General features: G+C 44.1%; 18 protein-coding genes and 1 riboswitch. Of the genes, 11 read left to right on the forward strand and 7 right to left on the reverse strand.

The window, feature by feature from the left end; genetic code table 11:
- Nucleotides 1-251 precede the first annotated feature (251 nt).
- From PODO_RS02355 to PODO_RS02365, 3 genes are all read right to left on the reverse strand, one after another.
- Nucleotides 252-593 carry a DUF3221 domain-containing protein gene (locus PODO_RS02355; RefSeq protein ID WP_038568500.1) on the reverse strand — a complete coding sequence of 114 codons (342 nt, stop codon included), beginning with the start codon at nt 591-593 and terminating at the stop codon, nt 252-254.
- Between the two features lie 191 nt (nt 594-784).
- Nucleotides 785-1,606 (reverse strand): SDR family oxidoreductase, encoded by an 822-nt coding sequence (locus PODO_RS02360; RefSeq protein ID WP_038568503.1) that lies wholly within the window; start codon nt 1,604-1,606, stop codon nt 785-787.
- Between the two features lie 13 nt (nt 1,607-1,619).
- Complete coding sequence (locus tag PODO_RS02365) at nt 1,620-2,033, reverse strand: MarR family winged helix-turn-helix transcriptional regulator (protein WP_036682564.1); 414 nt, start codon at nt 2,031-2,033, stop codon at nt 1,620-1,622.
- Between the two features lie 327 nt (nt 2,034-2,360).
- Between PODO_RS02365 and PODO_RS02370 the strand changes: the two genes are divergently transcribed.
- The gene (locus PODO_RS02370) at nt 2,361-2,774 is read left to right on the forward strand and encodes an ASCH domain-containing protein (protein ID WP_036682563.1); all 414 of its coding nucleotides are present in this window, start codon (nt 2,361-2,363) and stop codon (nt 2,772-2,774) included.
- Nucleotides 2,775-2,971: 197 nt separating this feature from the next.
- Here the strand turns inward: PODO_RS02370 and PODO_RS02375 are convergent, their stop codons facing one another.
- The gene (locus PODO_RS02375; protein ID WP_141118591.1) at nt 2,972-3,469 is read right to left on the reverse strand and encodes a YhjD family protein; all 498 of its coding nucleotides are present in this window, start codon (nt 3,467-3,469) and stop codon (nt 2,972-2,974) included.
- A gap of 392 nt (nt 3,470-3,861) precedes the next feature.
- A riboswitch (cyclic di-GMP riboswitch) is annotated at nt 3,862-3,952 on the forward strand.
- Between the two features lie 108 nt (nt 3,953-4,060).
- Here PODO_RS02375 and PODO_RS30860 point away from each other — a divergent pair.
- From PODO_RS30860 to PODO_RS02430, 10 genes are all read left to right on the forward strand, one after another.
- The gene (locus PODO_RS30860; RefSeq protein WP_169744733.1) at nt 4,061-6,118 is read left to right on the forward strand and encodes a choice-of-anchor A family protein; all 2,058 of its coding nucleotides are present in this window, start codon (nt 4,061-4,063) and stop codon (nt 6,116-6,118) included.
- Between the two features lie 147 nt (nt 6,119-6,265).
- Nucleotides 6,266-7,201 (forward strand): alpha/beta hydrolase, encoded by a 936-nt coding sequence (locus tag PODO_RS02390; protein ID WP_305953821.1) that lies wholly within the window; start codon nt 6,266-6,268, stop codon nt 7,199-7,201.
- Nucleotides 7,202-8,020: 819 nt separating this feature from the next.
- Nucleotides 8,021-8,410 (forward strand): NusG domain II-containing protein, encoded by a 390-nt coding sequence (locus PODO_RS02395; protein WP_036681022.1) that lies wholly within the window; start codon nt 8,021-8,023, stop codon nt 8,408-8,410.
- Nucleotides 8,394-8,951: a Gx transporter family protein gene (locus tag PODO_RS02400; RefSeq protein WP_036681020.1), complete on the forward strand. Its 558-nt coding sequence runs from the start codon at nt 8,394-8,396 to the stop codon at nt 8,949-8,951. The genes PODO_RS02395 and PODO_RS02400 overlap by 17 nt, the downstream gene beginning before the upstream one ends.
- A 29-nt stretch (nt 8,952-8,980) precedes the next feature.
- Nucleotides 8,981-9,835 carry an ATP-binding cassette domain-containing protein gene (locus PODO_RS02405; protein WP_051491165.1) on the forward strand — a complete coding sequence of 285 codons (855 nt, stop codon included), beginning with the start codon at nt 8,981-8,983 and terminating at the stop codon, nt 9,833-9,835.
- Nucleotides 9,826-10,728, forward strand: a complete 903-nt coding sequence (locus tag PODO_RS02410; protein WP_038568506.1) for an ATP-binding cassette domain-containing protein — start codon at nt 9,826-9,828, stop codon at nt 10,726-10,728. The genes PODO_RS02405 and PODO_RS02410 overlap by 10 nt, the downstream gene beginning before the upstream one ends.
- Nucleotides 10,721-11,512: an energy-coupling factor transporter transmembrane component T family protein gene (locus PODO_RS02415; RefSeq protein WP_036681014.1), complete on the forward strand. Its 792-nt coding sequence runs from the start codon at nt 10,721-10,723 to the stop codon at nt 11,510-11,512. Before PODO_RS02410 ends, PODO_RS02415 begins: the two co-directional genes overlap by 8 nt.
- Before the next feature lie 43 nt (nt 11,513-11,555).
- Nucleotides 11,556-13,481: a peptidase U32 family protein gene (locus tag PODO_RS02420; protein WP_038568508.1), complete on the forward strand. Its 1,926-nt coding sequence runs from the start codon at nt 11,556-11,558 to the stop codon at nt 13,479-13,481.
- 97 nt (nt 13,482-13,578) lie between these two features.
- A complete protein-coding gene (locus tag PODO_RS02425) occupies nt 13,579-14,865 on the forward strand; it encodes an aspartate aminotransferase family protein (RefSeq protein ID WP_038568510.1) in 1,287 nt (428 codons plus the stop codon).
- A 38-nt stretch (nt 14,866-14,903) separates the two neighbouring features.
- On the forward strand, nt 14,904-15,788 hold the full coding sequence (locus PODO_RS02430; RefSeq protein ID WP_036681005.1) for a UbiA-like polyprenyltransferase: 885 nt from the start codon (nt 14,904-14,906) through the stop codon (nt 15,786-15,788).
- Between the two features lie 562 nt (nt 15,789-16,350).
- Here the strand turns inward: PODO_RS02430 and PODO_RS02435 are convergent.
- The 3 genes from PODO_RS02435 to PODO_RS02445 form a co-directional block, all read right to left on the reverse strand.
- Nucleotides 16,351-17,331: a polyprenyl synthetase family protein gene (locus PODO_RS02435; RefSeq protein ID WP_036682537.1), complete on the reverse strand. Its 981-nt coding sequence runs from the start codon at nt 17,329-17,331 to the stop codon at nt 16,351-16,353.
- A gap of 16 nt (nt 17,332-17,347) precedes the next feature.
- Nucleotides 17,348-17,797 carry a hypothetical protein gene (locus tag PODO_RS02440; RefSeq protein WP_036682535.1) on the reverse strand — a complete coding sequence of 150 codons (450 nt, stop codon included), beginning with the start codon at nt 17,795-17,797 and terminating at the stop codon, nt 17,348-17,350.
- 245 nt (nt 17,798-18,042) lie between these two features.
- Nucleotides 18,043-19,923: an FAD-dependent oxidoreductase gene (locus PODO_RS02445; RefSeq protein ID WP_036682533.1), complete on the reverse strand. Its 1,881-nt coding sequence runs from the start codon at nt 19,921-19,923 to the stop codon at nt 18,043-18,045.
- Between the last annotated feature and the right edge of the window lie 35 nt (nt 19,924-19,958).

Here is a 19,958-nt window from a genome sequence, read left to right on the forward strand (position 1 = left end):
TTGATCGGTTTCGATAAAAATAATAATATTTCAGCAAATCTTTAGACGGGCTTCATACTTATTTAAGCTAAGAGGATTATAGTAATCACATAACCCCCTTATAAAATAGATCTAGACCCTGCCGAAAGTGGTGGGGTCACTTTTTTGCACAGAGTGCATTTATAAATATGGATTTCTCCTTAAATCTACACAAAGAAGCGCCGCCCCTTTTGGAGACGTCGCTTCTTTATAGTAGATTCTATTCTTTTTGCTCAATTCTTGATTTTGGTGATTTTTTTGGCGGTAACTTGTGCAGGGAATGAATCATCACTTACTTCAAAAAATACTTTAATCTCATCGCCTTTTTTATATTTAGAAGGTGCAACTTTATTTACCCAAATGGCTTGAGAGTACTCATTAGATTCGAGCACCTCCTTGTATTCCTTGTTCAAGTCTTCTTCTTTTAATTCGGAAATTACTAAAATTCTTTTATTTTCTACATCTATTGTATGTACAATTCCTTTCAAAACTTCATCATTCTTACTACAGGCGGTGACTAATAACAAAAAAAAAATAAGAGTCCATTTAATAGTAGTACGTGGTTTTTGAATCATGGACCTTCCCCTCTAGTGGTTACGACATTAGTTTAAAATCGGTTGCACAGGCATAGCGTTTAGTACATTACCAATATAAGAATAAACAGCAGCATATCCATTATGACGACCTTTATTGATTCCCCTCGCACGCGGCAGGAACAATGTATCCTGAAATGCTTCCTGATGGTTTAGCCAAAAAACCACCATGATTAAACTAATTCGTACTTATAGTCATGTGCAAATTCTTTGAATGTAATGGGTCTTTTACCAAGTAATATTTGTAAATCGGGCGTGATTTTTTTGGCTAATCCAATTTTTGCAGTGAAGTAAATTCCAATCATAACAGTCACAAATTCTTTTTGAATTCCTTTTGTTAACATTTTATCTCTAAACTGAAGAACTGATGGATTAACATATTTGATTGTTTCTCCTAGCTCTTCAGATAAAATTTCAGCTACTTCATAGTAATCTAGCGCTTCAGTTCCCGTTAACGAGTAACCTTTATTTTCATGACCATTCTCAGTTAGGATTCTAGCTGTTACAGTACCGATATCACGAACATCGATAAAGCTAGTCTTGCCTTTTCCTGCGGGTACATAGATCTCCTTTTCTTTACGTAGCTCTTCCCCATGTTGAGAAATTAAGTTTTGCATGAAGAAACTTGGGCGTAAAAAAGTATATGGAATTCCTGATTTTTTAATGATTTTTTCAATTTTATGGTGTGGAACAATTGGGTTTTTCTCTACGCCCAATAGAGATAGAAACACAATGTGTTCAACTCCGACTTCCTTTGCGATATCTATGAGGGGTTGGAAATATTTTTTTGCGTCAGCTATATGAGGAGGGCGCAGTAAAAATAATTTTTTCACTCCTGTTAACACTGGACGAAAAGAATCAGCATTTTCAAAATCAAAATAAACATACTCACTGTCTTTTCGATGGGAGGCAATTTTAAAAGGTGTTTCACTTTTCCTTAGTTCGTTAACCACTTCACGTCCTACATTACCGGTTGCCCCTGTGATTAGAATCATAAGTCTCACTTCCCTAACTAATATTTAAATAGATCGTTTTAAGCACGTTCATAAACGTGGACATTTCTTGTTCAGAAATATTTTTAAGTGCGTTATCCATGATTTCGTCACTAAGAACTTCTATTTGACTCTTAATTATCATTCCCGAATCTGTAATGAATACAAGATTTGATCGTTTATCATTTGGATTATCTCTAATGTCCAGAAGTCCTTTTGCTTTAAGTCGCTCGAGTATACCCGTTATTGTAGGGCGATCCGAGTAAGTTCGCTCTGCAATCATAGCTGGAGTTGTTCCTTCTAAATGAATAGATATATCTTTTAATACTGCCCATTGAGGAGCTGTTACATTATAAAGTAAAAGTTTTTTTGTTAAGCTTTTTTTCATTTCAAGACTTACTCTTATTAATAACTGTCCTGGGTTGTCCATAAATTAATTCCCCTCTTTAAATAGTTTGCACACTAACTACTTGATTAGTATACAAACTATATTCTCCTTTATCAATTTTAATTATTTTATTTGTTTAAATTGTGGGGAGTTACAGGTGAATGTCAATAATATTGATATTTAGAACTTTTGTTTGTATATAATAAAAATGAATGTTCTTATTTTTAGAGGCGATCAATCATGGAAATGAGTATCGACCAAACGGTTGGGATTATTTATCAAGTCAAGGAGAGCAAGATTACACAACGCGAGATCGAGATCCGTGGCATCCGTGACAAACGTCCAACATAAACAAAGGGGATAAATATCATGCGGTGTATAACAATACGGCAGCCTTGGGCGACCTTAATTGCTCTTGGTGAAAAAGAGTTTGAAACTCGTTCATGGAGAACAGCCTACCGCGGCGAGTTAGGCATCCATGCCGGAATGAGGATTGACAAAAAGATTTGTGAACAGGAACCGTACAAAGCAGTATTGGCGAAACATGGCTATACAGCGAATAATTTGCCTACAGGAGCTATTATTGCTACAGGTCAGCTCGCGGGATGTTATGTGGTTACTCCAGAGGTGGATTTAAGGGAATGGATCAATGGGAACGAATATGATTTTGGCGACTATAGCGAAGGACGTTTTGCCTGGAAGCTTGAAGAGGTTCACTCACTGCGCCATCCAATTCCAGCCAAAGGTCGGCTAAGCTTGTGGGAGCATTCGGATCACTTCTGAACGGCGAATGATATTTTTAATGTAATTTTTATGTGCCTATCAGCTTTTTTTCAGGTTCGAGGTATATATTGAAGACACCAAACACCCCCCAGTGTTTTGTGGTATATCTCTCTCAGGTCTTGCCAACTCCCATGGTAAGGCCTATTTTTTTGTTCACTAATTGATTGGGGGGAGAGTAGAGCGGCTTCTATACAGCTTTATTTAATCTGATACTGTTCTTCGTAACTCTTAAAAGAGGAAATATCCAGCCCTAGGTATCTGCGCATATGGATGGCAGCCTGAGCCGCAACAATGTCATTCAACAGCAGCATTCGTTCGTGATAGCCACGACATATATACTTGGCTTCAATTCCCGTATTAAGTCTGTTTTGCTCATACACCTTGATTCCCCGTCTTCTCATTTCTGCACGAACATCCCTTAGATCTGTTGTAGCTACTGCAGCAGCTGTTCCAAGCACCTCCAGATAAGGGGCGGGTGTTCGTAAGTGTGTAGATAAAATGGCGGAGTCCCGTTCGAAAGCTGATAAAATCATCGGAAGCAATAAATAAGATTTCACCAGCATGTTGTCCCTGCTTTCTGCTCTATGCATGAATCTCATCACCTCTAATAGGAACGTATATTCGTATTCTACCCCGATATTCCAAAAATAATCAATGGTATTTCTAAACAGCTTATCCAATGTGATTAAATTCACAACTAAATAACGAAGAATAAATTATATTAAAATTGTAATAATAAAAATTAATGTATCGGACGTACATAAAGGAGAATTTATGATGGAAAAAGAGGGCAGCCTCCAGCGTGGATTGTTTTTTGGTTTAATTCTGAGTGTTCCCTTATGGATATCCATATTGGGCTATATACAGTTACTTTAAAATTTAATGAAAAACCTTATGCGAAGCGCCTTTAGGCGCTTTTTTTTGTATGGTAATAATGAGCGGAATCATCGAAAGGAATTGATTGACAATTGTGGGTGTCGGGCGCTAAACTGTTATTAATTCAAAAAGTATTAAAAGTCATAGACGGTTATTGGAGAGAATGCTTCGGCTACCAGTTCTGGACTTGCAGTGTAATACATATATATAGTCATGATAATAGCAAACCGTCTGAAAGGGCGGGACGCAAAGTCCAGGAGTCTAAAGTGTCTTAAAGGCACAATGACCGTCCGACTGCCATGAGAAGGGAATTCCACTTCTTTTTGGCGGTCTTTTTTGTTGTTAGGTCCTTTAGAGTTTCTGGTAATTATTCTGATTAATATAAATCATAGTTTTAGGAGGTGTGCCATTTGAAAAGAAGAATAAGACCGTTACTCTCGCTTGTATTAGCTGGGATTTTGACGGTAGGTAGTGGGCTTTCCTCATTAGGAGCTGGAGTTGCTGGAGCTAGTAGTTCTTCTACATTGGGAATTGCAGGGGTCTACAACGTGTTTATTCTAGGGGATATAACAACGGTTTCGGATACGGAAGGAAGGTTTGCTGCTGGAGGTAACGTTAACTTAACCAACTATAGTGTTGGAGATAGGTTGACCGCTGCTGAGGTTTCCTTGACTGACACACTTGTTGTTGGAGGGAATCTTACTTTCAACGGAGGTACTGTTTATGGGAATATCGTGCACGGGGGAGATTTTTCAGGGAATGTAACGCTCCTCAAGGGAGGTACAAAAAGACAGGGGAGTACGATTGACTTTTCAGCCGTAGGTCAGTCTTTGAAGGACAAATCAGCAGAACTTGCAGCATTGCCGGCGAATGGAACAACAGTGTACCAATATGGCAGTCTTACCCTGACAGGTACAGATCCTGCGGTCAATGTTTTTAATGTTCCAGGAGATAACGTCTCTAATACCTATGGAATTACAATAAATGTTCCTTCAGGATCTACAGCAATTATTAATATTGATGGTTCTAACGTAAAAATGAAAAACTTCGGATTTCTACCTAATAACGTGTTGAACAGCAAGAAAATTTTGCTTAACTTTAGCCAAGCTGCGTATCTGGATATGGCAGGCATAGGTGTAATGGGAAGCATACTTGCCCCCTATGCTCATGTTGATTTTATTAATGGTCAGATTAACGGTACTTTAGTGGCGGCTTCACTCAAAGGGACTGGTGGTGGTGAATTTCACCACTATCCATACGATGGTGATGAACCTGGACCAACGCCGACACCAACGCCAACAGTGACACCAACGCCAACGCCAACAGTGACACCAACGCCAACGCCAACAGTGACACCAACGCCAACGCCGACAGTGACACCAACGCCAACGCCGACAGTGACACCAACGCCAACGCCAACAGTGACACCAACGCCAACGCCGACAGTGACGCCAACACCAACACCATGTCCGACACCAACGCCGACAGTGACGCCAACACCGACGCCAACGCCTACGTCAACACCAACAGTGACGCCGACACCGACGCCAACACCAACACCGACACCGACGCCGACAGTGACACCGACGCCGACACCAACACCGACGCCAATACCAACGCCGACGCCAACAGTGACACCGACGCCGACAGTGACACCAACACCGACGCCGACAGTGACACCAACGCCGACGCCAACACCAACACCAACGCCGACGCCAACAGTGACGCCGACGCCGACACCGACACCGACACCGACACCAACACCGACGCCAATACCAACGCCGACGCCAACAGTGACACCGACGCCGACAGTGACACCAACACCGACGCCGACAGTGACACCAACGCCGACGCCAACACCAACACCAACGCCGACGCCAACAGTGACGCCGACGCCGACACCGACACCGACACCAACACCGACGCCAACAGTGACACCGACGCCGACAGTGACACCAACGCCGACGCCAACACCGACGCCAACGCCGACAGTGACGCCAACGCCGACACCAACGCCAACACCAGAAGCAACACCGACACCGACGGTAACGCCAGAGGTAACACCAACTCCAGAGGTAACACCAACGTCGACACCAGAGACTTCGGTGTTCCCGACACCAACGCCATCATCCGTAATTGGCACTATAGTTCTTGCAGAAGATCCTGTGCCGCTTGGGCCTGTAGCTTCGCCGACACCAGCGCCAGTACCAACACCGTCGAATAGCACAGAAGTACTTGTTGATGATGATGAGATCCCATTAGGTCCGGTACCGGCAGTGACACCAACGCCAACACCAACACCTGATGAAATCATCGTAGTGGACGATACGATCCCATTAGGTAAGCCGCCTGTGAAGGAATTGCCAAAAACGGGTGAATCAAGTCCTGCACCTTACTATGTAGCAGGTTTAGGTTTTGCACTTATCGGATTATTAATGAGAACCAAGTTCTCCAAAAAGAATAAATAATAAACGGTAGAGCAACATAGAGTCGCTTTCGGGGGGTGTCCTGATGGCGGCTCTATTTGTATGTCATGATTGCGATAGTTTGGTGCATTCTAAGTAGATGGTATACTCTTGTTGCAAAAGAAATGAAGAGGGGATGGCGAAGGTGAATTGATATGGTTCATTATTAGCGCTGTAATCATCATAGGGATTCTAATCTATGTGGGATTTTTCTTCTATGGTATTGCTATTAAACGAGCGCCAAAGGTATTTCTAAGTAATAATCCTAATCTGAAGGCTGATCCTCCGGTTGCCGGAGCTTCTTGGGGGGAGGGGAAGGATTGGGTCTCTCGCCAGAGCTTCGAGAATATTGAGATCGTATCTGCAGATGGACTTAAACTAAGAGGTTTCTTACTCCAATCTAATCGTGCTGCGGGACGCACAGCCATTCTAGCCCACGGTTATTCAGGTAAAGCAAAGGATATGGGGGCGTACGCCAAAATCTACTACGAGAACTTAGGCTTTAACATCCTAATTCCCGATGCAAGGGGGCATGGAGATAGCGCAGGGGATTACATTGGTTTTGGTTGGCCGGAACGAAAAGATTATTTGCAATGGATTGAATACATGATTAAAAAGACTGGGTCTAGTGCTCAAATTGTGCTTCACGGTGTTTCTATGGGCGGTGCTACAGTGCTAATGACCTCAGGGGAAGATCTTCCGCCGCAGGTAAAAGCTATTGTTGCGGACTGCGCTTATACCTCAGTAAAAGCACAATTATCTTACCAACTACGGCGCATGTATCGTTTGCCAAGTTTCCCTTTCGTTCAAAGTGCAAGTCTAATCACCCGCTTGAAGGCGGGGTATGGTTTTGGTGAAGCCTCTGCATTAAAACAAGTGCGGAAAGCGAAGGTTCCGATTCTTTTTATTCACGGGGATGCGGATAACTTTGTACCTTTTGCTATGATGAATGAATTGTATGAGGCATGCCAGAGTCCAAAGGAGAGGCTCATAGTGCCGCAAGCGGGGCATGGATTGTCTTATGATACGGATAAGGCGGGGTATATAGATGTAGTAACAGCTTTTGTAAGCCGATATGTAAAATAAGTCCTGAACGTAGACAGCGCCCGATATCCGCTAGGTAGCGGTTATCGGGCGCCTATATTTTTCCACACATGACGTAGTCCTTGAATAAGGATCGTACCGTCATGCTTTCTCGTTATATTCATCCCCCGCCGTTCGTGAGTAACGGGTGTCTTGATTCCTTGTTATTTCCAGCAGCCGTGTGGCGAGAATAATCCTTCCAATACGACAAAAGCCCTACCTCTCTTTTGCCCTTGCGGCTCCATTGACCGCGCCAGTGTGAATCGGAATGCTATATTTCGAATTTAATCTCATAAAAAGGAAGAGTACTGCAAGAAAACATAAAGCCTCTTTGTCCAAAATGCCGATGTGTATAATAGTCGGCCTGACATCTTCTTGGTGGGGATATTCAATATATCGAAAAACAAATACCATATAAATATAACACACTATTGTTTAAAAGGCAAATATAATAATGAATTCCAAGATAAGGTTTATTTGATTCTAGAGAGGAACAAACCTCGATAAGGAGCGCTTAGATTTTGAAAGTAACTTAAATTGGGTTAATTGTGAATTATTCCGGAAAAGCTAGTAAACCAGAGGAGATGGGCGATCTCGGTGCAAATGGGCTAAAATGTAAGTTGGATATTTTTGCAAACGCTACAAACTACAACTGAAAATGCCAGAGACGAAGGGCTTGTGTCTGCTGGGGTTATTTTGCGTGCCTATTTTGTGAACAGCTCTCTAAAACTGACAATAAACTCCAACATTGATTGAAGGATTGAGGGTAGACCGTTATAATTAATAAGTCTGGATTTTAATTAAAAAATAAGGGAGATTTTTATGAAACGCGCAGATGTGTGGCTGATTTCCATCGTATTGATTGCTGCGCTCGCTTTTCTCGTACCGAGATGGTTTTCGGACAATGATGACAAAGGTGGGGCCGGTAAAAATCTCATAGCCAATGTAACGGTGGACGGTGAGTTATTTAAAACGGTAAAGCTTACAAAAGAAGAACAAACCATTGAGGTCCGCACGGAACGCGGCTATAACATTTTGAAGGTGCATGATTACGGGATTGAAATGTACGATGCCGATTGCGCTGATAAAGTTTGCCTAGGTTTTGGTTTTATTACCCTGCCCAAACAGACGATTGTCTGTCTACCGCATAGAGTATTAGTCGAAATCACCAGTGCGTCGGGGGAGGATGATATAGATGCCTATGTCCAGTAGTGAATCTGCAACAGCTTTAAAAAGAACAGTGATTATTGCGATTTTCGCCGCAGTGGCAGTAGTGTTAAGTTTAATAGAGGCACAGATTCCGTTATCCGGGATGGGACTGGTGCCGGGTGCTAAGCTCGGACTGGCCAACATTATGATTTTGACTTGTATTTACTTTTTACGTGGACGGGATGCTTTCCTGCTTGTCATCCTCAAAACACTGCTTACTGCATTTCTGCTAGGTACCTTCTCAAGCTTGCTGTTTAGTTTATTTGGTTCACTTTTTAGCTTTGTTGTTATGTTTGTGCTGATGCTGATTAGTGGCAAAGGTAAGAGTATAAGCTTGATCGGAATTAGTATAGCTGGTGGGATTGCACATAATATCGGTCAGCTGCTGGCAGCTTCTATGGTATTTGCATCACTTAGTATTTTTTATTATCTTCCCATGCTGCTGATCACTGGGGTAGTAACAGGAATTGCCGTGGGCTATGCAGTCCGTTATTTGGTGGCGTCATTGTCAAAAATATCGCTGTTTGAAGAATTTTTGGACTGATTAGTCACATCAGCGGAAGGATGACTAACATGAATGAATCATACGAAGGTCAAGACTTAGAGGGAGAAGGACAAGCGGTCATCTCTCTGGATGGGGTATCGTTTGGCTATGATCCCGAGCATCCGATTCTTCAAAATATAACGTTATCTATCTCACAAGGACAATGGGTCAGCTTGGTTGGTCCTAATGGCTGCGGGAAGTCTACGTTGGTCAAGCTGCTTAATGCTCTGCTGCCTAAGGGGGCTGGTGAGATTGAGGTTAGTGGCATGCTGCTTAGTGAGGAAACGATCGGAAGCATTCGGCAATGTATCGGAATGGTGTTCCAAAATCCAGATAATCAGTTTATTGGAGCCACTGTAGAGGAAGATATCCTATTCGGCCTGGAAGGGCTTTGTTTGCCGTACGAAGAGATGGCTGAACGTTTGCACTCCTATACGACAAGACTAGGAATAAATCATCTGTTGTCCAAGCATCCGGGTGAGCTGTCGGGAGGCCAAAAGCAGCGTGTTGCTATCGCTTCCATTCTTGCTATGGAACCAGGCATCGTCATTTTTGACGAGGCCTCTTCTATGTTGGATGAAGGAAGCAGAAATGACCTTCTCGGCATTCTGCAGGATATGCGGGCAGAAGGGAAGTACACGATCCTCATGATTACGCATGATGCAGATGAGATTTTGGCATCGGATCGGGTGCTTGCGCTGCATGGAGGTAGTTTGGCTGCAGATGTTACACCGGCGGAGTTGTTCCGGAACGAGGAGCTTCTGGAAAAATGCCATCTGCGTGAACCTTATCCTTGGCGCCTTGCACGCGAGCTGCAGAACCAGGGTATTCATGTGGATGTTCCGATCAGTGAAAAGGAGCTTATAGACACGTTATGGCCATAGAATTACAGCAAGTAAGTTACACCTACGCTGACCGAAGCCTCTGGAAGCTGACGGCGCTCCGGGACATTAACCTCAGTGTACCCATTGGCTCGATGGTTGGTATTGCGGGGGCGACGGGCTCAGGTAAATCGACGCTGCTGCAAATGTTTAACGGGATACTGAAACCAACCGAGGGTACGGTAAAAGTGCTTGATGTAACCATTCAGGCTGGTGAGAAGTCACCTAAGCTAATGCCACTGCGCCGCCGAGTCGGATTGGTATTTCAATTTCCGGAGCAGCAGATGTTCGAAGATACGGTCGAAAAGGATCTCATTTTCGGTCCCCTTAATTTCGGTATGAGTCTCGAAGAGGCAAAGTCACGTGCACGTCAGGCCATGTCAGATATGGGGCTGGATCTCGCGTTGCTGGAGCGGAATCCTTTTCAATTGAGCGGTGGACAAATGCGTAAGGCGGCTATCGCTTCCGTGCTAGCTATGGACCCGGAGGTCATCGTTCTGGATGAGCCCACGGCAACGCTTGATCCCATTAGCCGTGCAGAGCTAATCAGCTTGCTGGAGCGATTATGCCGTGAGCAGGGCAGAACGATCATTATCGTTACGCATCGGATGGATGAGTTATTGCCCTATGCGGACAGCTGGGTTGTACTTAAAGAGGGCAGCACGGCGTTTCAGGGCAGTGTAAAGGCACTTGCAGATGATCCTTCGATTCTGGAACAGTGTGGTTTGACGGTTCCGCAGTCCCTTCGTTACTGGCGTGCAGTTGCTGATCATTTAGGTCTTGTGGATGAAGTCCCCCGCTTGACGGCTGAGAGTCTGGCAGAGCTTATAGCTTCGCTGCCAGCGGAATCAATAAGCACTGGTAAGCCCGATGGAAAGAGGGATGACCATGAATGAGAAACTGATCTTAGGTCGGAGTATTGAGACCGGTTCGTGGGTGCACAAGCTGGATGCTCGTGCCAAAATCACTGGCATGCTATTATACGTAGCTGTTATCTTGCTCTCACGTTCGTGGATGGCCATGGCTGTGTTGGCTATTTTTTCGATAGCCGTTATGGCTTCCACGCGGATTCCGCTTAAATACTTCCTGAAAGCAGCTAAGCCTTTACGTTATTTAATGTTATTTATCTTTATTGTGCAGGTGGTGTCTGTGAAGACAGGGGAGGTAGTGCTGACTCTTGGTTCCTGGTCTATCTATGAGGGAGGGCTAAGATTAGGGGCATTTTCGGTCATCCGCATGTTCTTTCTTATCACCTTTACAGCGCTTCTGACCTTCACAACAACGCCGGGGAAGCTGAATCAAGGGTTGGAGGGGATCTTGACACCCTTCAAAAAGCTTGGCTTATCCCCTGACCGTATCACGCTGATGATCAGCATTTCACTTCGTTTCATTCCTACGATTCTAGATGAATCGCAGATCATAATGAAAGCGCAGGCCTCAAGGGGAGCCGATCTAAAAGAGCTGCCTTTGAAGGAAAAGGGACGGATGTTAGTCTCCCTGCTGGTCCCGATTATCGCCAGTGCTTTTAGGCGTGCTCAGGATCTGGTGTATTCCATGGAAGCCCGCGGTTTTCGCATGGATGCTCCCCGCAGTCGGTATCACCGCCTAAGGTGGGGCAAATTCGATACTGTTTTTATTGGGATGTTTGTGGTCATGGGAATTGCAGTAGCTTTGTTATAATACTCATTCCCTATTAGTAGTATCAACTTGGGAGGGAACTTGAATGGCACGTTATTTTAACGGTAGAGAAGTTGAATTACTCGCACCCGCAGGAACGTTTGAGATTTTCAAGGAAGTGATCCAATCACGGTGTGATGCAGTTTATTTTGGTGGACCTGTATTGAATATGAGAATGATGCGTAAAGGTTATAATCTTACTCATGAAGAGATTGTAGAGGCACTTGATATCGCTCACCGTCTAGACAAAAAAGTGTATATCACTGTGAATAATCTTTTTAGTGAGGAAGATGTGGAAGAAGCTAGAGAATACCTGCGTTTTCTTGATAGTGCTCGGCCGGATGCCTTGATTGTTCAGGATATGGCAGTGTTGGAGCTTATTCGGGAGATGGAGCTTAACCTTCCTATTCACTCTTCAGTAATGATGAATGTTCACAACCTGGAGATGATCTATGCGCTGCGTGATCTGGGTGTAACTCGTGTAGTTACCTCGCGGGAAATGGACCTGCAGACAGCTAAGCTGCTTGGTCAGCGGAGTGGCATGGAGCTGGAATATTTTATTCATGGAGATATGTGCTCTGTGCATGGTGCAAATTGTTACTTTAGTTCCCATGTTTTTGGTATGAGCAGCAACCGGGGGAAATGTATGAAGCCTTGCCGCTGGGATTATCGGGTTAAAAAAGACGGATATGTATATCCTGCTGAATATCCACTGGCTGTCAAAGATATGTTTATGTATGAGCATCTTCCGGAATTGATTGAATCAGGCATTACTTCTTTTAAAATTGAGGGCCGTATGCGTGATAAGGAATTTATGGTGATGCTGGCGAATAGCTACGGCGAAGCCATTGACCGATATATCGATGATCCGATTGGTTTTGATCGTACGGTTGATACCAAAGAACTGTACAACAACCGCAAGCGCGACTTTTCGACAGCCTATGCTTTTGGTAAACCAGGGTTAGCTAATATCAACCGTCGTTATGAAGGTACGGGCAAATTCTATAGCACTGGAAAAGTATTTAGCACACCAACCGCAGAACGTGAGCTATCTGAAAAACGTGTAGAGGAATTGCGGGAACGTTTGGCGCAAGAAAAGAAGCCTAAGACAACAAAAGCGAAGCTGGCTGTACGTGTGAATAATATGGAACAGGCGCGCGTAGTATTGGAACTGGGTGTGGATAGTCTGTATTTGCCGGGCGATGTATTTGAACCGGATAGACCTTTTACAAAACGTGATATTAAGGAACTTGGTGAACTAAAAGGCGATAGCAAAATATATTTAGGGTTGCCACGCATGATGACCGAGCTGCATTTCGATCAATATGATCAATTGCTTGGTGGAGAACGCTTGCCGATCGACGGTATAATCGTTACTAATTTGGGAGCGATTCGCAGATACAGCTCTACAGGTTATCCGTTAATTGGAGATGGTAGTTTAAATGTCTACAATCATCTTTCCGCCCAATTATATGCAAAATTAGGTTTGACTCAGCTTTCGGTTTCACCGGAAATGACGCTGGAGCACTTTGCTACCTTTGCCTCACGTTGTGACACGCCTTTGGAAGTTGTTGTACATGGTACACCTGCACTAATGTATATGGAACATGATCTTTATGAGAATACTGAAGTAATGGAACCTATCGCTGAAGAGGATAATCAATATGTGCACAATAATGTATTGGTTCTAAAAACAGACAAAGGTGAAAATCCGGTATATCGTGATCAGCACGGCCGTTGCCATCTTTTGTTCGCAAAAGAGCTCTGCTATTTACCGTTACTTGGTGAGATGATTGATCTAGGCATATCTAGCTTCCGTATTGAAGGAGCGACGTATAGTGCTCAGCAGTTGCGTGAAATTATAATTTCTTATCAACAAGCTATGAATCGTACTGAAGTGAAAGATGACATGCTAGGTGGTCTTGAGCCCATTTATGCGGGTTATACTCTAGGTTCGCTGCAATTTAACTAATTCTATTTTTTGGGACAAAATATCGTCTGCTAGTAAGAAGAATGCACAGTACTCTATCAATAAGTTACTATTTTCACAAGAAGAGAGGGAATCAATCATGGAACAGCAAGAATTCATCGGAAGAGAAGCCGTAGCGGCGAAGCGTAAGCAATATTTCTATCCGTGTACACAGCATTTTTACCGCGATGCGCCTCAGCTTGTGCGAGGTTCGATGCAGTTTGTGTATGATGAAAATGGCAAACAATATACAGATTTCTTCGCAGGTGTATCTGTAGTCGCTTGTGGGCACTGCAATCCAGCCATAACTGGACGTACGATTGAGCAATTGCAGCAGCTGCAGCATACGTCTACGATCTATTTAACTCAGCCAAATGTGGATTTGGCTGAACGTCTGGAAGAGGTTATGCCAGGCGGTCTACGCCGAACCTTCTTCGTGAACAGCGGCTCAGAGGCTAATGAAGGTGCATTGCTGCTCGCCCGGATGTATACAGGACGTAAGGGGTTCATTGCATTGGAGAGTGGTCTACACGGCCGTACCAATCTAACTATGAGTGTGACAGGACTGCCGATGTGGCGTACCGATAAATACTTGGATCATGACGTTGAGTTTATTCCTCGCCCATATCATCCAGAACTATCTCTGGAGGAAGCCGCTGCACTCTCCCTGGAATCTCTGGAGCGAGTGCTTGAGGAGAAGGGGAATACTATCGCCGCAATGATCGTAGAGCCAATCCAAGGCAATGGTGGTATGATTATGCCAACGCCAACCTACTTCAGTGAGGTCAAAATGTTGCTGGAGAGATACGGCGTACTTCTGATCGCTGATGAAATTCAAACTGGATTTGGTCGTACAGGCAAAATATTCGCTATGGAGCATTTTGACGTAGTGCCCGATATTATAAGTATGGCTAAGGCGCTGGGGAATGGAATTCCGGTTGCGGCTTTTGCGACAACGGATGAGATTGCACTTGCGCTGAACCGTCCGTCGGCTTCAACCTTTGGAGGCAATCCGGTATCTGCTGCAACGGCGCTGGCTGTGCTTGATTATATTCGCGATGAACGGCTTCCTGAACGCTCAGTGCTGCTCGGAGAACAATTGAAAGCAGGGCTAAAGACCCTTCAAGAGCGTTATCCTTCGCTTATTGTGGATGTCCGTGGAATTGGGCTTATGTTGGGAGCGGAGCTTGCCGGTGAGAATACTGAAGGCTCTGCGGCGCTTACAGATCAAGTACTGGAAGAGATGAAAGACAGAGGATACCTGATCGGCAAAAATGGCATAGGACGCAACGTACTAGCCTTTCAACCGCCGATGATTATTACGGAAGAGGATATCGACGGGCTGCTTAACAACCTGAATGAAGTCCTTGCGGAGCTTAATGTCTAATACAATGAATTTCAAGTAGCGAAGAAAGAGGAAAACGAATGGCTATTCTAAACATTTTTAAAACTGCAGGCCTAAAGCTGAAAATGTTCAGTGAACTGGTGATGTTCTCTCATACACTTTTTTCGCTGCCGTTTGCCATTATCTCTATGGTGTGGGCCGCTGGGGGCTGGCCATCAGGGCATGTAATGATCTGGGGTCTGATTGCATTGATCGGTGCCCGTAATGGCGCTAATGCATTCAATCGGCTGGCAGACCGTACGTTTGATGAACAGAATCCTCGTACGGCACATCGGCATTTGCCACAACGGTTACTGGCAGAAAAAGAAGTGGTTGTCTTTGTTATTGTCAATTATGCCATCTTTATTGTGGCTTCAGGCATGCTGAACTTGCTCTGCCTGCTCTTATCGCCGGTAGCAATCGTATTGATATCGACTTATTCTTATACAAAACGTTTTACCTTTCTCAGCCATTTATATTTAGGTTTTGTCATTGCTTCCGCGCCGATTGGTGCATGGTTTGCCGTAACTGGAAATATCGCATTTACACCGTTTGTGATCGGGACGGTAGTTATGCTCTGGATTGCCGGATTTGATATTATCTACGGCACTCAGGACATTGAATTTGACCGGCGGCATGGGTTATGGTCTATTCCGAGCTTCTTTGGATTAGAGAATGCGCTGCGTATCGCCAAAGGTCTACATTTCATTATGATTATGCTGTTATTATTTCTATACGTATGGCAGGATCTCGGATGGATGTATCTGGTTGGGATTGGCATCGCTACATTGCTCCTGATGACCGAGCATAAGATTATAAAACCTTCGAATCGTAAGCTGATGAAGGTGGCTTCTTATAATCTAAATCAGGTAATCAGCATAGTGATATTATTGTGTACGCTGATTGATTTTTTCTATGTTAGTTAGAGAGCTGGCTTTGGTGAGCCGGCTGGCTGAGCATTGGCGCATTGCCCGCAAACTAACAATAAAAGACAATAGCCTACCCAAAAGGGGTAGGCAAAGGAATCGGAAAGCTGGCTACGCTAGCTTTCCTTTTTTGTGTTGACTCGCTCCCCGCTCTGTAAGGGGGAAGCTAAATGCAAAGATTAGGGAAAACCTCCCTAATCTTATTGCGTTTATTATCTTTAAACTCTGTTTTAGGGAATTTCTCCCTGAAATATAGCTGGTTACTCTTAAAAGCATGCTAAAGTGGACTTTATTAGGGAGGTTTTCCCTAATATCGTAGTTTTCGAGCGATTAGTAGCTAATTTTAGGGAGGTTTTCCCTAATTATATCCGATGGAGTAGAATGACTAAATTAGCTCATGTGCGCTACGCTGCGTTTGCGTGTTTAGCTTGTCTTGTTGAAGCGGAAAAATATCGGTTTGAATTTGCGACAAGATCAATGAAATGATGTGTTTAAATCAAAAAAACGGATACCCCCAAGTGAATGGGAGGTATCCGTTTTTATTAGTATTAGAACGTACGCTTTAGCGATCACGGTCCGCAAAATATTGCAGCAACGTTTCCAGATCAGCATGTGCCGGGTAGGAGGAGAGCTGCTGCACAATAGCTGCAGCTTTATCCAGATAGTTCTGGCTGACCCGTTCAGCGCGAGCGAGGGCATCGCTATTGTTAATTAGGGTGAGCACATGCGCTACTTCAGCGTCGGAAGAATCCGGGCCGATTGCACGGATCACAGGCGAGAGCTTAGGGTCCTGCAAGGCGTACAGCACTGGCAGGGTGACCTGACCATGTCGCAGGTCGCTACCGGCAGGTTTGCCTAGGACATCGGCGGACTGTGTGAAATCTAGCAAGTCATCTTGTATCTGAAAGGACATCCCTAAGGCTTCTCCAAAATTATAAAGGAGATTGGCAACTTCTTCGGTGCTTTCAGTGGACAAAGCACCAACCCGTAAGCAGGTTGCCATAAGAAGAGCGGTTTTGTTTAAGGATTTCTCCAAATACTGATCCATTGTAATTTCATAATCAAAAGCATGTTCCATTTGCTGATATTCACCCAGACACAGCTGAGCGGTGGCTACAGAGGATAAGTCATGAACGTATCTGTTTTTATCTCCTGTATATTTGCTCAGCAGCTCGATGACCCGAGCGGACATGTAATTACCAACATGTACTGCTGACAATGTCCCCGTCTTAATATGTAAGGCGGGTACGCCCCGCCGTAACTCTGAACGGTCAATGATATCATCATGAATTAATGAGGCGGCATGAATAAATTCAGCAGCAGCAGCTAATTGAAGCGCTCTGCGGCCGGTATCCTTACGGCCAAACCGACTGCCAACAATGACCATGAGGGGACGAAGGCGTTTACCACCGGAATTTATAAGCTCTAGAACACTTTGCGCGAGCTGAGATTTCTTAGGTACATCTTTATCACGCGCCACAAGGTTTACGATTTCGCGGTTGATTTCATTTATGTCTATATTTAAGGCCTCATGCAGCTTCATTTATGGATCCCACCTGTCAAATGGCTTTGCTTGTGCGATTACGCTGTCTGCACTCTTGGATCAAGAACTCTTCGATTCCAGTAGCTGGATCATGTTCCGCGAAGTCTCCATTTGACCGTCTAATCTGCATTTTTTTGATCGAAGGAGCTAGATAAGCAACTAAGTCGAGCTCACGGCATTTCACCGCAAACTGCAGGTAAAAGCTATACAAATAATCTCCATCCAAAATGTTGCGTGTAAGGTCGGGATGATGTGGGATACATTCCATATGGCGCTCTGCTGCCAAAGTGAGAATAGTGTAAATACCCAGCAAATTGACTTTGCGGCTGTATTCCAGATCATGGCGTTCCAGTACCGAGATTAACTGTTCACATGCAGCCGGAGAGGGCTGAAGCTCAATTCCAGCAATAGGTGACATTTCAGTATGCAACAACCGGAGGGTATCTTCTATGAGTTGTTTGTTCACAAGATTCTCTCCTTCTTGTCGGTTTTGCCGGAAGAAACCATACCCCGATCATCCCTACAAAACCATTCATTCAAGAAAAAACCACCATTTCCTAGGATTAGGAAGGTTATTTTCTTCTTGTAAATAAGGAGAGTAATGTGTCCTAGGGACACATTACTCTGAAGTATATCCATATTTAACCCTAATAAAATACAATTTGCACATATGTTCTATATGATAAATTACACTAATTCAGGGTTTTATTATCAGTCGGTGTATAGATACCATCGTCTGACGAGCGGAATTCTCTTCCACTGTTTCTTAAGCCAAGGAAGTACATAATAGTCTAGACCAAGTGTGCTTCCTGATCCGCCGATGCAGGCAATACCAGCAGCAACGTACCATAACATTTCTGTCGATGCCATTTTGGTTGACCAAATCATGACCGACATGGCGACAGTCGCTATAGAAGCGAGTGCAGTGAAGAGACCAACGATGAGCATAATACCGAAGACGATTTCTGCACATACCATACCGATTTGGAACCATTTCGCGAGGAAAGTGTAACTTCCGTCGTTGTTGTAGAACATCAAATCCATGAACCAGTTTGTAATGTTGTATACGAAGTTAGGTACAGGCAACGCTTCAACAGCTTCTTTTGCAGTGGATACTGCTGAAGCTGCAGATTGTGCATCTACGGTGTCTTTAACTGCATCTACTGCAACACTGGCTGCTGATGAAGCATCCGTTGCAAAAGGAGCAGCTGGAATCAAGAAAATCTTATCTGGATCTTTCCAAATCTTTTGGATCTTCTCAATACCTTCGTATAACCACATACCACCAAGTAGAACACGAAGTGGTACGAGCCAGAAATTAGGTGAACGTTTGGAGAAGTGACCACCCAAGAAGCTCTTGCGGTTCTCAACATGGAAGAACTCATGCATCATATATGTCCATACTTTATTGAATCCGACAACCTGAGACAGGTAGAACATATTAATAAAGTGTTTGGATAGCATTGCCATGAATCCAGTAAGCATAAAGAACTTACCTGGCAGACCAACATTTGCTACACCGTAGCGGCTACCAATGGAGACCATTGTACCGTGGAAACCTGGTTTGTAAGCTTTTTTAGCAGTGTTCTGAATGTCAGCGGCAATGTTGCCAGCAACAATCGGAGCTGCTTGTTCAGCGTTCTCAACCATTTGTGGTACAGGACGAGTTTCACCTTCAGGAATGTAGAAAATGTTGTCCCCTACTACGTAAACGTTCTTATGATCTACACTTTCCAGGTTCTCATTCGTAACAATCCGTTTGCGGCCTTGTTGTTGTACTTCAAGTCCACCAACGATTTCGGAGCCTTCAACACCAGCAGTCCAAACAATTGTTTGGGAATCGACAACGTTTTTCTCACCAAGTGCAACACTACCATTGCCTACTTCGGTGATTTTAGCGCCAGTCACGATTTCTACGTTCAGCTTACGAAGGCGAGCTTCAGCTTTTTGAATCAGCTTATCTGGAAGGATAGGCAGAATCTTCGGAGCCATATCAGCCACAATCAGTCTTACTTCGGATGGGTCGATAAAGAACTCCTTGCATAATTCCTCGCGTTGTTCAGCCATTTCACCAACTAGCTCGACACCAGTAAAGCCGGCACCGATAATAACGAAGGTTAGCATAGCACGACGTACAGCTGGATTTTTCTCCATAGCCGCTTTGGTATACATATCGCGGATTTGACGTTTCAATGCTACCGCATCATCGTAAGACCAGAAGGAGAAGGTGTTTTCTTCTGCGCCTGGAATGCCGAAGAAGGTTGGTTTGCTACCTGTGCCGATTACAAGGTAATCGTAAGCGTAGGTAGCTTTATCGGATTTAAGTTTTCTGCTTTTGAAATCGATATTGCTGATCTCATCAAGAACAACATCTACTTTAAGGCCCGCAAAAATCTTCTTAAGATCGATCTTGATTGAATCCTCTGGAGCACGGTTCGCGGCAACCTCATGCAGCTCAGTCAATAGAGTGTGATATGGATTCCGGTCGATCAGTGTAATTTCAACATCTTTGTTTTTCTTAAATTTCTTTGCCAGTTTTTTAGCCGTGAGTACGCCGCCGTAGCCGCCGCCCAAAATGACTATCTTCTTCAAGAGAAATTCACCTCATTCGTCTGATTAGCTGCAGA

The organism is Paenibacillus odorifer, assembly GCF_000758725.1.
Lineage (GTDB): Bacteria > Bacillota > Bacilli > Paenibacillales > Paenibacillaceae > Paenibacillus_AQ > Paenibacillus_AQ odorifer.

Coding starts and splice junctions, on each gene's coding strand:
- PODO_RS02435 (WP_036682537.1), bottom strand. CDS start 17,331: ATGAAGCTGCATGAGGCCTTAAATATAGACATAAATGAAATCAACCGC.
- PODO_RS02365 (WP_036682564.1), bottom strand. CDS start 2,033: ATGGACAACCCAGGACAGTTATTAATAAGAGTAAGTCTTGAAATGAAA.
- PODO_RS02430 (WP_036681005.1), top strand. CDS start 14,904: ATGGCTATTCTAAACATTTTTAAAACTGCAGGCCTAAAGCTGAAAATG.
- PODO_RS02420 (WP_038568508.1), top strand. CDS start 11,556: ATGGCACGTTATTTTAACGGTAGAGAAGTTGAATTACTCGCACCCGCA.
- PODO_RS02400 (WP_036681020.1), top strand. CDS start 8,394: ATGCCTATGTCCAGTAGTGAATCTGCAACAGCTTTAAAAAGAACAGTG.
- PODO_RS02415 (WP_036681014.1), top strand. CDS start 10,721: ATGAATGAGAAACTGATCTTAGGTCGGAGTATTGAGACCGGTTCGTGG.
- PODO_RS02405 (WP_051491165.1), top strand. CDS start 8,981: ATGAATGAATCATACGAAGGTCAAGACTTAGAGGGAGAAGGACAAGCG.
- PODO_RS02410 (WP_038568506.1), top strand. CDS start 9,826: ATGGCCATAGAATTACAGCAAGTAAGTTACACCTACGCTGACCGAAGC.
- PODO_RS02355 (WP_038568500.1), bottom strand. CDS start 593: ATGATTCAAAAACCACGTACTACTATTAAATGGACTCTTATTTTTTTT.
- PODO_RS02395 (WP_036681022.1), top strand. CDS start 8,021: ATGAAACGCGCAGATGTGTGGCTGATTTCCATCGTATTGATTGCTGCG.
- PODO_RS02425 (WP_038568510.1), top strand. CDS start 13,579: ATGGAACAGCAAGAATTCATCGGAAGAGAAGCCGTAGCGGCGAAGCGT.
- PODO_RS02360 (WP_038568503.1), bottom strand. CDS start 1,606: ATGATTCTAATCACAGGGGCAACCGGTAATGTAGGACGTGAAGTGGTT.
- PODO_RS02370 (WP_036682563.1), top strand. CDS start 2,361: ATGCGGTGTATAACAATACGGCAGCCTTGGGCGACCTTAATTGCTCTT.